General features: G+C 52.7%; 11 protein-coding genes and 1 pseudogene. 11 read left to right on the plus strand and 1 reads right to left on the minus strand.

Annotated features, from left to right (window positions below):
* The first annotated feature begins 36 nt into the window (after positions 1–36).
* The 6 genes from BTO32_RS17770 (at position 37) to BTO32_RS15080 (ending at position 4,561) form a co-directional block, all read left to right on the plus strand.
* Entirely contained in the window at positions 37–663 is a 627-nt protein-coding gene (locus BTO32_RS17770) for a hypothetical protein (RefSeq protein ID WP_139339085.1), read from the plus strand.
* Between the two features lie 104 nt (positions 664–767).
* Positions 768–995 (plus strand): hypothetical protein, encoded by a 228-nt coding sequence (locus tag BTO32_RS15060; RefSeq protein WP_076725475.1) that lies wholly within the window; start codon positions 768–770, stop codon positions 993–995.
* Complete coding sequence (locus tag BTO32_RS15065; RefSeq protein ID WP_084206873.1) at positions 992–2,683, plus strand: 3'-5' exonuclease; 1,692 nt, start codon at positions 992–994, stop codon at positions 2,681–2,683. Before BTO32_RS15060 ends, BTO32_RS15065 begins: the two co-directional genes overlap by 4 nt.
* 137 nt (positions 2,684–2,820) lie before the next feature.
* Entirely contained in the window at positions 2,821–3,327 is a 507-nt protein-coding gene (locus BTO32_RS15070) for a hypothetical protein (RefSeq protein ID WP_076725476.1), read from the plus strand.
* A 69-nt stretch (positions 3,328–3,396) separates the two neighbouring features.
* The gene (locus BTO32_RS15075) at positions 3,397–3,807 is read left to right on the plus strand and encodes a hypothetical protein (RefSeq protein ID WP_076725477.1); all 411 of its coding nucleotides are present in this window, start codon (positions 3,397–3,399) and stop codon (positions 3,805–3,807) included.
* 58 nt (positions 3,808–3,865) lie between these two features.
* Positions 3,866–4,561 carry a helix-turn-helix domain-containing protein gene (locus tag BTO32_RS15080; RefSeq protein WP_076725478.1) on the plus strand — a complete coding sequence of 232 codons (696 nt, stop codon included), beginning with the start codon at positions 3,866–3,868 and terminating at the stop codon, positions 4,559–4,561.
* A gap of 245 nt (positions 4,562–4,806) precedes the next feature.
* On the opposite strand, the pseudogene BTO32_RS18290 reads toward BTO32_RS15080, so the two are convergent.
* Positions 4,807–4,860, minus strand: a pseudogene (locus BTO32_RS18290) (helix-turn-helix domain-containing protein); the annotation flags it as partial.
* A gap of 466 nt (positions 4,861–5,326) precedes the next feature.
* Between BTO32_RS18290 and BTO32_RS15090 the strand changes: the two are divergent.
* The 5 genes from BTO32_RS15090 (at position 5,327) to BTO32_RS15110 (ending at position 12,277) form a co-directional block, all read left to right on the plus strand.
* Positions 5,327–6,058 (plus strand): hypothetical protein, encoded by a 732-nt coding sequence (locus BTO32_RS15090; protein ID WP_076725479.1) that lies wholly within the window; start codon positions 5,327–5,329, stop codon positions 6,056–6,058.
* A gap of 30 nt (positions 6,059–6,088) precedes the next feature.
* Entirely contained in the window at positions 6,089–8,284 is a 2,196-nt protein-coding gene (locus BTO32_RS15095) for a hypothetical protein (RefSeq protein ID WP_076725480.1), read from the plus strand.
* A 79-nt stretch (positions 8,285–8,363) separates the two neighbouring features.
* Positions 8,364–8,855: a PilZ domain-containing protein gene (locus tag BTO32_RS15100; protein WP_084206874.1), complete on the plus strand. Its 492-nt coding sequence runs from the start codon at positions 8,364–8,366 to the stop codon at positions 8,853–8,855.
* A gap of 266 nt (positions 8,856–9,121) precedes the next feature.
* Positions 9,122–11,506 (plus strand): hypothetical protein, encoded by a 2,385-nt coding sequence (locus BTO32_RS17925; protein ID WP_076725482.1) that lies wholly within the window; start codon positions 9,122–9,124, stop codon positions 11,504–11,506.
* 183 nt (positions 11,507–11,689) lie between these two features.
* Complete coding sequence (locus tag BTO32_RS15110) at positions 11,690–12,277, plus strand: hypothetical protein (protein ID WP_175618675.1); 588 nt, start codon at positions 11,690–11,692, stop codon at positions 12,275–12,277.
* Positions 12,278–12,279 lie beyond the last annotated feature (2 nt).

Here is a 12,279-nt window from a genome sequence, read left to right on the forward strand (position 1 = left end):
GAGTTGGAGTCAACCCAATTCGGCAAGTTTTTATAAATGCAAATCGCCCTTGCTATAGCGAAAGCGGAAATGCCGGCGACTCTCAATTTGCGGGATGATGGGCATTTCACAGATTCCCAGCGCAGCAGAGCTATGGCCACCCAAGATTCTCTCCCCGTTACCCTATACCAGCCGATCTACCAAACGCCCACCGATGAACCGTCGTCTCGCTTTGAGCAATGCGACGGTGTTTTTGGACGTGCTTTTTACTTCACGAAAGATCGCAATGCCGCGGCATCAGCACCCGGAGTTCACGGGATTCTGCGCTCCATCATTCGTTGTTCAGATAGTGCCACCCTGGATATGCACCAGGACATTCAGTTTCAGCACACAAATGCAGCACAAGCCGTAAGGGAGGCCTGCGAGTGGTTGCAATTGGACGCACCGATTCCCCGGGAACCGATCATACAGTGGCATCAGCGAAGCCGTGACTACTTGGCGAGCAGAGTCAAGCAAGGACATTTCGCGACTCCAGACCTGAATCAACATCTTGGCCTTCTTGGCATTGATCTGCTGAGAGGCCCTGTACCTGCGACAACAAGCGGCCATTACAACTTCCGTTTGGTATGGGCTTTTACGTCAACGGATCGAGTACAAAGCGTCGAGTTAGAGCTCATACACTGAACAGAAAAAAAACGCGGGTTTCACTTCGGATCTTTACAGTATGCTTTAAGCATACTATGCTGTCATCGTAAGCATCCACGTTTACTGTGGAAAAGGAGAGAGTGATGACCATGATCCGCACAGTACGCAACCCTCGCACCGATCAACCGCGTGTGGTTCTAAACATTATTGCGGTTGTTCTCTTCATCGGCGCAGCGATGGAATTCGATTTCCCCGAAGCGAAGATTGAACCCTCGCACGAGCTTGTTTGTCCGCTGATCCAAACGGAAATTCAGGATGAAAGCGGCACGTATACCGCTGCTCGGCAGCGCTGTTTTTGGGCGGTACGATGAAAGAGCTGCAGAACCTTCTGACGGTGACCGATCGTCGCTTCAAGCCAACGGATCAGCAAAAACGGGTTATCCAAGCGATGGAAACCGGAGCTGACCAGATTTGCATTGCGTTTGCCGGGTCCGGCAAAACAGGCACAGGTATTGAGGTTGCGCATCGACTGCGCAAACCAGGTCACGCCCTTCTGTTCAATCGGGCCAACCAACATGAAATGCGATTAAGGGCTCCGAATTTGATCAACGCGGTCACAAGCCATAGCTTGGCGTATGCCCAGGTCATTGGAAACAGCAACGGCTATGCTCAGAAACTGGCTGGAGCGCTTGACCCATCCACCGGTCCAACCCTTACCCCTGTATTGATTGCCCGATCGATCAACATCTCGGGCCGGATAGGTGAGGGTTACCCTTCGGCCGAGCAGCTGGCATTGGCAACATTAAGAACCGTAGAAGTATTTCAGACGAGTGCGGATCTGGTGATCTGTCGAGACCATATCCCCGATGACGCGCTGCCATTGCACTTACGACACCCGGATCAAAAAGATCTGGCGGATCAGATACGGGAGCAAATCGTCGAGTGGGCTCACGAACTCTGGCGTCGGATGATCAATGAGTACAACGGTTTCCCGATTTCCCATGACACCTATTTGAAGGTCTTTCACCTGCGTGGGTACACCGTTCCGGGTGAGCTTTGGATACTCGATGAGTACCAGGATACCGCGCCTGTTGTGGCGGACATCATTCGCAATCAGCCCGGGCAAAAACTCTATATTGGCGACCCATATCAACAGATTTACGGGTTCAGGCGAGCAATTAATGCCCTTCACGATCCCATTGAGCGGGGCGTGCAATCTCATTATCTGACGGACTCCTTTCGGTACAACTACCAGATTGCAGGCCTGGCTTCGCTGATACTCAGGGCTTTGGGTGAGCGAAACCTGGTTCGAGGTCAGCATCGTCCATTGCTCCCGGTTAACGAACACGAAAGCCATACGGTCATTTGTCGAAGCAACCTGACGATCCTTGCCCGAGCGGGAGAGGCATTGTTGCGGCAGCGTGAGGTCCGCATTGAAGGCGGGATTCCTGAACGCACATTCACGCGCGTGGAGTCGGCGCTTGCCCTCTATGAAGGGCGCCTTGAGGACGTTCGTATTGATGCCATGCGTATCGCCGGTAGCTGGGATGCACTGGTTCAACAAGTGCACGCCCTGGGAGACCGTGCCGGCGACGCCTGGTCCTTGATCCGGTTGATAGAGCGATACGCTACCCATATCCACATTTTCCTGGCCTTAGTTAGGGGGGCCTTACAGCGGTCAAAACGCTCATCACTAAACGCCATTCAGTTCATTACGGCTCACAAGTCCAAGGGCCGCGAGTTTCCTTTGGTGGTTCTCGACGAGGACCTGGCACCGCCGGAAACCGTGATGATGAAGCTCCGAACGCGAGAAACACTGACAGCAACAGAACGTGAAGCCCTACACCTGCTGTACGTTGCGATCACCAGGGCAGAATTGGGGCTCGAACTGCCCAACCGCATCAAAACAACATTCCATGAACTCCAATCTCTGTTCGGTCAGCATCTTGAGCCGGAGGATCACCTTGCCAGCGATCAAATACCAGAGTCCAATGCGTTCCGCAAAGTTGCCCAAAAGGCTCGAATCGAACGGTTTATCCGCCAGCATAGGCGACCGTAGGTGCTCTTCAACCAACACACGATTCCTAACGAATGGTAATGCGCAAGCACTGCTTAAGAAATTGAACTTATGCCACGGTAGTGTATGCTATTAGCATACACTTAGATATAAACGAGACACTCCCTGGAGATGAATTCATGGATGCGCAGAAACAGATGCCCCGCAGCTTCCCCGATCTTGCCAGTCACCCGCAAGACTGGACCGTAATCGACCAGAAACTCTGGCGGGCATCGTTTCGTATGTACTTTGAAGTCAGCCCCAACCTGATCCTGCATTACCTGCACCACATGGCAATGCACACAGTTAATGGCTATCAGGGGGATATTTCTGGCTGGGAGTACGCATATTCTTCGGCAGAGAAAGGAGGTCTGTTTGTATACCCAGTCGCTGATGGAGAGAGCCACAACGATTTTGAAGTGTTCAATTTAGCGGGGAGCAATGCTAAGCACCTCCCCCCCGTCTTGGCGGGCATCCATACCATGATGCTCGCTGTGCTGGCGATGCTCGAACACGCAACGAAACTTAAACTGACCGACAAGCAGTTCAGGGAACTCCGGATGCATTACTACAGGCTGCGCGATTATGGACTCCTACTGGCCAAAGAAACCGGTCATGAGAACGATTTTTTGGATCTGATTGATTAACCAACGCACTTGAACCCAAGCGATCTCTGGCTCAGACATAAATGACTTTCAGGCAGGACTTTTGACGACATGAATAGCGAACGCTCAACGGATCATTCGATCATCAATATCAGTTTGGGAATGGAAGTCTTCTACCGCGGGGAGAGATTGGATTCCAGGGCGCTGGCGCAGTATGTCAGTGTCAACGCTTACCAATGGCTGGCAGGCCAAGAGAGTCATCCGTTGAGTGATGTGCAGATCGAAGCCTATTGCGTTCAAAGTATTGCGGACCCCGAGGATTACCGGGAAAAGCTTGAGGAAAAAATTCGGAACGAGCTTGAAAAGTGCTCAAGAGACATCCCGGATCTCGCCCGAGAAATTGTTGATGCGGGTCTGACATCGACTCCGGCATTTATCCGAAAGCATCTGAACTCTGGGAGCAGTGATCGGGTGTATCAAATCAACAACCAAGGAGGGGCTATGCCGCCACCGATGCGATAGTTGTATCGGTTATGGCTATGTATGGCTGTGGCGCCCGGAATCATGGGAGAGCAACGATATGAAAAAACAAACCACCCCACCACTCAAGCGAATTCGTCTTGGCAAAGAGCTGAAGGGTAGACTCAACGAGGGGCTCATCTCGTTTGCCAAGGGGGCCACAAAAGACCAAGCCACTGTTTTTGGTGAAGCCTTGAAGGAGTTGCGCCAGGGACTGGGTAAAACACCCCGTTACAAACTGGCGAACCTGCTTGGCATGACTGAGCAAACGCTTCAAAAGCTGGAAACCGTACCTCATAAATGCGGGGTAAAACCCACCCTGAAGCTGCTAAATGCCTTTGGTTTGACATTGGCGATAAAGCATCCGGCGGTTGATCAAAGTCAGGGTTACCTCTCGCTGGGCAAGGCGTTTGTTGCTGTTCGAAATTGCAATGCACACCTTACGCAGCGAGACCTGAGTGATGCCACCGGGATTTCAAGGACCACCATCCAGACCATTGAGGCGGGAAAGCCTGCTAAGGTTTCAACGCTGATTCAACTGCTGGAGGTCCTGGGTGCAACACTCATCATCGTTTCTAAGGATGAACTGTGTTTGCGTGACGAGGAGCCGCGAAAAGTCGAACCGGCGAACGCCAGCACCCAGTCCACCCAGAGCAATGACGAAGCCCCCCTGGTAATTGACCGGTATGCACCGAGTCTCGCTGAGATGTTGACTCGGGTGCCCTGGAATGAAAAACCAGGCGCTAAGGTCGCTTGACATCCTCCCCGCCCTAAAGGGCGGGGATTCCAACCGCCTCCGATGCGACGGCAGGTGGTACTCCCTCACGGTTTCCCACAAGTGACTGCAGGTTACTGCTTCATAGGTGGGTCTGACTGCACCCATCCTCCACAGGCCAGCACTCGGTGCCCCCGGGCGCGGATATTCTTCGCCGCATTTAGGGCGGCTGTGAATGGGCTTCACGTCGGACTGCTTCCAGCAGCTTGAGCCAGATGGTTTATTCGCTAAACCTGGTTCCAGACCCAACGGCAACATCCAGCCTGGCGGAACAGTTTAGTAGCACCCTAACCGGCAATAAAAGTTTGGAACGGATATTGACACTTCATCCTACACTACCTATAGTGCCGTTGCGTTTCATGCGTTATATCTTGAGACGATCCAACCGTTTACGCAACTTCATTCACCGAAGGTTCCAAGACGGAAGGAACCTGTTGCCCAGGCCTGACGGCCTGGGTTTTTTTTGCCTGCCAAACAAGCCTGCCAAACAAGCGCGAAGCGGAAGCGAGCGCGCCCCTGGCCGCACCGCAGGTGCCGGCCAGTTCGGAGCGGCAGCGTTGAAACCCTGCACACACCTCACCATTGACACCTCAACGCGCATCAGCCCCCACACTCAACGCCACTCGCGCAGCGAGTCGCAAAAGCGACAAAAACGGATCGAAAGAAGACAAAGCCAACGACGTAAAATAGGTTTAGTGTACCCTGTGCGATGATGCATCGTAGCCGTAAACATATCGGACAGCACCAATGAAAGATCTACACCGTAGGCTGAAACAACCCATCATGAGGGAAACCGTCAACATCGTCATGCAAAACGACAGTCTCCTGTTTGTGTCCCGCCGAAAAGAAGCCATTGCCGGTTACGCCGGCACGGCTGGGACATCGGTATTCTGGGATCACAACGCTATGGTTGCAGCCCAGCTGCTGGAAGGGCGTTCGCCCGTAGACATTATCGACCACAAAGATGATACGTGGGCGGTAATCAGCAAAGCGCTCTTGCGCCTATACCAGAACATTCGCTGCTACGAAGACGAAGAGATCAGCGATCCGGTATTTGATCGGATCGAACCTGACTTGCCGAGACCGCTGGCCAGGGCTCGATTAGAGATTCTTGAAAAGCATGGTCGAATCTGTGACATCCCGGCCGTCATTGAGCTATCTGAAATCTGTCTTGCCCCCTTGCAGAACCGGCCGGTGAATCGTGAGCTTTTCCGTAAGGAGTGCCGAAATAGCAGTTGGTTGGCCCGAGTTGAAGAATATGAGCCGGAAGCCATACGGCGAGCACTGGAAACGACTATTTGTCGGTCGCAAAAGCACAGCAACGATTCCCTCTTCCGGTCCAGCATGGCTGCGCTCGAAGTCGCTGAGTTGAAGTACGCATTGGATCATCGATCCAGCGCTATTCCCACTTTGGACGCCTTTGACACGCCAGCCACACACGAAGAGGTAGGCCAAGTGGCATCTTGTGTTGCCCGTTGAACCACTTTTCAGCCAAGGAGAGATTAAACGATGCCCGCCAATATCAAAGACTTTGTGCACCTTCGCATTCAAACACAGTTGCTCCCGGAGCAACCAAGCTGGAGTGAAATAGGAGCCGTCGCCACAAAGTGGAGAGATTTTCTGGCAACCATCGCCCTGCCTCACGACAACCCGGTATCGGTGATTCGGAACCCTTTTCAGGACCGGAACCCTCTTGCGTCTGGGCATTCTCCCACGTTGCGACAACTCCGGTATCGTCACTATACCCAGATGACAGAGATTGCCGGCCTGGCAATGGCGGCATCGCGGGGCCAGCGAAATTTAGACGCTCGCATGCGGACAAAGACATTTGATCGACTTCTGGGCATGATCGATGACATTGGGCGCATGGCAGAGCATGACGTTGACCCGGTGAGCTATACTCGACTCCGAGAGTCTGGTTACGGACGAAACAAGTTTGATGATATTCGGCGCCTCAACAGCGCTGGAAAGGTATCTCTGGATGAATACAAACGCCAGGTCCGACGGGTATACCAACATCTGATTCCAGAATATCTGCTTCACTGCTTCCCATCGGTAACCCGAAAAGAGGATGTTCCAGAGATCAACCTACGGACAGCCCTGATGATTGCCTCAGATTTGCATGAAAGCATTGCCGACACAAAGCCTCATGAAGCTGGCGAGATTTTGTCAAAGATCTTCCAGAACGCCGAGCAGAACAACTGTTTTAAGTTGCCGGAGGAGCCAGGCATCCGTAAGCCGTCATATTGGGCAGATGTGATTCGCAATCGCTTTTCTGATACTGATCGGGCACCCAACTACGATCACCTTCTCCCGTTTATTGTGCAAGATCGTATTACCTCTTCTGAAATCGTGATGACCCTGATGGAACAGGGCGCCTGGAAAATGGCTCCCGAAGAAGTGGAACTCTATCATCTCAACGGAAATGCGAATGATATCCAGGAAATTATATCGTTCAGTGAAGGCACTCAAAACCGTGTGCTGGTTATGGAGGATCAGTTAAACGGAGACCCATTGTTGGTTCAAAATGCCGGCCACGGTCTTCAAAACACGATCCGAGTCGTGAAGCCTGGGTTCCAAGAAATGGTGACCACCATTTTCTATTCTGATACCGACTCCCTGGACAGATCGACACGGACAAAATGCCTTGAATCTTCGGTCTTTAGTGCGGTAGCGCAGACAACAAGAATGACAGAGAGTGGTGCTGACGTTGCAACCCTGCAGAGCCTCGAAGAAGAATGGCTCGCCATGTTCAAGAACAATTTTCTCGTGACAGACAGCGCCATTAAACGTTTTCAGAAACGGGTCGCTCAAGCTGCGGAGCATCTGATTGCACCGGCTCTGCATAGTTTTGCGATCGACAGGGAAAGTCAGCAAGAGAAACTGCATCAGTGGTTGTTCTTGGCGCAGCGATGTGGCCTGACATTGCAGCCCGATGTGTACGTCTCATTTGGCCTTCCTCGAAAGTTTGGCACAGTGCACGGTAGTGCCTCCCCGAAAGCGGAAATCGTGCTGGAAGACCATGAGACTGCGCGGGTATACAAACTGGATAGCGAGGGGGCCCGTAAAGACAGTGTGCTGGTAACGGCAAACGGTAACCTGACTCAGAAAGCCTTGGAAGCGGCGTTGAAAATGGGGGCCACGACGGTTGGGGAAAGGCATCCGTCTGGCTTTGGTATGAAAATCGCTAAACTGAGCGAAAACGGTCAGTTTGTTGATATTGGTCACTGGCTCGCACCGGATGAGCGCACCAAGCTTCTCGAACTGCCTTTGGCGGATGTAGAAAAAGCACTTGCTCCTGACAAAGCCGATAAACGGACTTCTGCCGAAATTATACAGCTTCAGGAGGCCCTGTTGGCGATGGTGTACCAGCCAAACACCCAAGACCCGTTGGATTCGCGCAACGATTTGATGATCGAAGCAGGCTATCAATGGAATACGCAGGGGCAGTTGCCGATCCAAGCCAAAGACGGTCACACCGTGCTTGTCGATGTCTCTCGCGAAGTGCTGGAAACACAGCCTTTGAAGGAAATTCGTCGGCACTTGTGCGCGCAGATCATTCTGTCTGACCTCAACTATTACGATAAAGCGAACTGCGTACAGAGAATCCGGTCTTCGGCTCTGGAAGATGCGTACCAGGATTATCTGACTGTACTTGATGACGTTTCGTTGGTGGCTGAAACACCGCGTCTGGCGGTCAGTTAACGTATCGAAGCAATCCCACCTTTGATATTGCTGAACCCTTAAAATAGTGCTTCCCAGAGGATTATTTGCAGGGTTCAGCATGTCCGATTCCGCTTCATTTCAATCTGATGTAGGCGTCATTTACTGCCGTTCTGACTTTAAGTTAGAAGATGTAACCGATCGTCTGGTCGAGGCGACGAAATTGCTTTACCAGGGAGAGCGTCGGATGAATGAGCGAGTTCCAGCGCATGGTTGTAGCATCGCCATCTGCCTGACCTCCGATGAGTCCCTATCCTGGAGAAGTTGCAGAGCCATCAATTATTCGCGTGGTGGGATGAAGCTCGAAACAGACATGGATCTGAAAGAGGGTGATCTGATTTGGGTAAGAATCACGCCGGATTGGAAGGCCACGGCCATGGAGCCGTTCAGGATTGGTGCGGAGGTTCGTCACACCACCCCATCTGGTGATGCCATCAGTCTTGGCGTGCAATTCCGGCTTGAAATGACTCAAACCATGAAACGCAGCCAAATAGAAACGAACCTGGATCGCCTGGACTCCTTTTTCCGAGCCCTGGGATTGATCGAAACCTGAAAGTCAGACAGACCAACCTCTTCCGGTGCTACCTGGCGACCTCCGAGTCGTTAGCAGCGAGATTCTTTGCCCAAACCTGCGTGTTTGCCCTCTCTTCCTCATATCTTACGACGCCGTGGCCCGGCAAAGCCAATGGCTGGTATCGTGACTTCCACAGCTGGCCGCCCCTGTGTATGTGCGCCTCTAGGCCGATTGGTTTCACTCTACGATATACTGTGCGATGCAATAGAGTGCGTTGACCACAGAAGCAATGGAAGAGGCCTGCAATGATCACAGAACTAACGCACAAGCGTTTTGCCGCGGCTCCCTTACTCCTTGTTGGCGTCATGGTGTTGACAGGGTGCAAATGGGACAACTCTGAAGACTATCAAATTCGCAGCGAACAGACAGGAACCGAAGACAGTATCGAAACCGGTGATGAGACCTCCAATGATGGTAGTGGAACCCCGATCGACAATACTGATCCGGTTGTATCCGGTGTCGCGGCCACATCTGAACCGCTCGAAAATGCAAATGTCTGTCTGGACATAAATGACAACGCCCAGTGCGATGAAGGTGAACCTTCGACCACAACGGACAGCCGTGGTGAGTGGATTATCCGGTTGCCTGATGGGCGCCTGACGACAAGCACCCGGGTTATCGTTACTACCACTGATGAAACGCGGCTGGCGGATTCAGGAGAAATTGCAACCTGGAACTTTCCTCTATTCGGTTGGGCTATACCCAATGGCACCGATACGGTCAGCGGCGTTTTTGTTTCTCCGATCTCAACCCTGGTAGAGAACGAAATCAACCGCCTCCCCTCCGGGGACCGGGATGAAGCTATTCGCAATGTTGCAAGCAAGCTCGGCACAACCGTTAATATCTTGGAGAACTACCTGAACCCACCTGCAGGGTTAACACCGACCGAACAGGATGAGTATCAACGGCTGGAACGTATTGCCGAGGTGGTCAACGAACTTGCCATAGAGATCGACCGAAATATACCTGATGAGGATCGGGCCAGTCTGACCCCGGATGAGCTGGGTAACCTCATTTTTGATCAAATAAATGATGGTCTCGAACAAGTTGTCGAAGACGTTAACCGCTCGCTGATCGAAACCCCCGATAACCGTGATTTCGACGGCGAGACTGTCATCCAGCAAACGGTGTACGACGAACTCAAGGCCGCTCCTGAAATATCGGCTCCTTCACCTACTCTGACGGAACTGGAGACACGGATTGCGAACGCTCAGAACAACTCACCATTCTTCGAAAAAAGTGGGTTCGAAACCTACCCAGTCAATGGCGCACAAACCATCGATCTTCATTTTTTCCGAAACCCCCTGATTTCGACGCTCAATGCACGTCGGGCACAGCTGCATGACCTTGAAGTAGAGCTGGCGAATCTGCAGAACACCCCTGAACCGCCAGCCCCGTCGATGCGGGACACAAACCAGATCTACTACGAAGCACGACGGCGCATTGCCGTCGACACGGAGCTCGATGCCGCCATCGTAGACATTCAAATTGCAGTACCCAGAAATAACGATTTCCGCAGTGATGCAACGAGCTTCCAGATCATCAGTGAGACCATCTGCACCGACGGTGATTTTCAGTGCGATGAGTTGATGAGCAAGCCTGGGCGCGTGCGTGCTTTGGTTTGGTCAGGCTTCTCCTTCCGGGAACAAACCATCCAAACGGGTCACGCTGGGCAGCAGCGGTATTTACCTCTGTTCGAGCTGGGGGACATCGTTGCAAATTCGCAAAGCACTCAATTTTCGTCTGAGATGAACTTTCGCGAATTCAGCCTTGATGGTTTGGATGCCCGTGATGTGATCGAGGAGCTTGTCGGCGGTGAGTCGGTACCGGGCACGAACAGCTTTACCTTTGGCTCGGAGGCCAAGGCCTATACGTTCTCTGAAGCTCTTGTTGCCGAAATCGTGCTGAGCACCTGGCCGGCTGGCGGTACTGGCAACCTGTGCGATGCTCCAGGTCTTCCAGATGCGTCTGTTACCGGGTCCTGTAACTTGGTTTACGGCCGGATTGGAACCACGACCGGTCAACCCGCCCAAACATTTGCAGACGCCCTGTATCCTGTCGCCCAACAAAACAGCGATTACACGAGCTTACTGGAGAATGGAAAACCGGTTGATGCCCTGGCCATCAGTGGCCCCACAGATGATGTTTTTGTCGCCCGGCTTTTTGGCTCAGCGAGCAACGATGACGGGATCATTAAGCTGTACCGACAAAGCGAGCTAGGTGACTGGGAAACATTGCAGCTCACCGGTCGCTGGGAGCGTTCGCAGGAAGCGTCGTTCGAACGGATCGACCTGCATCTGCCGGCGGGCTTCCATTACTCCGATGCCAAGCTGGGCTTTGAGCTGGGACACGCCTACTTGTTCGAACGAGACGGCTACCTGCGCCATGGCTGGGTTGTCCCGGAAACGGTAAACGTCGATAGCCTGTTCAACCGCAAGCAGGTGAGGTACGCCTTCAACCAGGAGGCCTTCAATCAGATTATCACTGAGCTCAATCGCCTTGGTTTGTTGACCGAACATCCCTACTACACCCGCCAGCTTATTGAAGACGTAGAAGCAGCCATTCAGCAAACACAGGAACAAATCGACAACATCAATTCACCTGGCGGCAGTGGCGGTCAGACGGAATAACAGGGAGAACCCATATGGTTGGCTGATTAAAGCCTACAAGAGCAACACCCGAACGGCATCGACCGGTAATCCATTGGCTGATGCTGCCAACGGCCTTCACTGAGGCTACACAGACCTCAAAAAACTAGGCTCCGGGCCGTGAGGCTTCGGAGCCTTCTTATATTCGGCAGACGCTAAATTGGTATGCTCAAGGCAGACTATCAACCTTTGAATAGCATCATGAGCGAGTTGTCCTATCCTCCCGTCAAGCAGATTCGCGATTCCGGAAGCCAGGCCCCGGCCGTCGGCCTGAGAGTAGTAAAAGGCGCCCTGGTGCCGGCAACGGAAGAGGATTACCAGCAGCTGAAAACACTAGATCTATCCTTGAACCAGACGATCTTCGCCACTATCGACTTCGCTCAGAAGCCTGGCAGCCTGAAGCGAATACATCGGCTCGGCCAACTACTGGTTGAGCAGGTTCCTATGTTTGCTCATCTGGATGCCCATCAGGCCATCAAAGTCCTTCAATCACTATCGGGTGCAGGATGTGATGTAATAAGCGTGCCTGCAGGCACTCTGGCGGCGCTGGCGGGTATGGAATGCCAAGGTGACCCGAACGCGCTAGTTACGGTTTTTCAGCCCTGGTCGTTATCTCCGAGCAGCTTGACTGGCCCCCAGTTCGAGCGTCTGTTCAGCCAACTGTGCCGCTATGTTGCAACGGAGATCTGGCCAGACCTCGACCCTGGTGATATTGAACGGTGGACCGATCTTGTCCACCGGGATACGCCATAACG

This window comes from Marinobacter lutaoensis, from assembly GCF_001981305.1.
Lineage (GTDB): Bacteria > Pseudomonadota > Gammaproteobacteria > Pseudomonadales > Oleiphilaceae > Marinobacter > Marinobacter lutaoensis.

Coding starts and splice junctions, on each gene's coding strand:
- BTO32_RS17770 (WP_139339085.1), top strand. CDS start 37: ATGCAAATCGCCCTTGCTATAGCGAAAGCGGAAATGCCGGCGACTCTC.
- BTO32_RS15060 (WP_076725475.1), top strand. CDS start 768: ATGACCATGATCCGCACAGTACGCAACCCTCGCACCGATCAACCGCGT.
- BTO32_RS15065 (WP_084206873.1), top strand. CDS start 992: ATGAAAGAGCTGCAGAACCTTCTGACGGTGACCGATCGTCGCTTCAAG.
- BTO32_RS15070 (WP_076725476.1), top strand. CDS start 2,821: ATGGATGCGCAGAAACAGATGCCCCGCAGCTTCCCCGATCTTGCCAGT.
- BTO32_RS15075 (WP_076725477.1), top strand. CDS start 3,397: ATGAATAGCGAACGCTCAACGGATCATTCGATCATCAATATCAGTTTG.
- BTO32_RS15080 (WP_076725478.1), top strand. CDS start 3,866: ATGAAAAAACAAACCACCCCACCACTCAAGCGAATTCGTCTTGGCAAA.
- BTO32_RS15090 (WP_076725479.1), top strand. CDS start 5,327: ATGAAAGATCTACACCGTAGGCTGAAACAACCCATCATGAGGGAAACC.
- BTO32_RS15095 (WP_076725480.1), top strand. CDS start 6,089: ATGCCCGCCAATATCAAAGACTTTGTGCACCTTCGCATTCAAACACAG.
- BTO32_RS15100 (WP_084206874.1), top strand. CDS start 8,364: ATGTCCGATTCCGCTTCATTTCAATCTGATGTAGGCGTCATTTACTGC.
- BTO32_RS17925 (WP_076725482.1), top strand. CDS start 9,122: ATGATCACAGAACTAACGCACAAGCGTTTTGCCGCGGCTCCCTTACTC.
- BTO32_RS15110 (WP_175618675.1), top strand. CDS start 11,690: ATGCTCAAGGCAGACTATCAACCTTTGAATAGCATCATGAGCGAGTTG.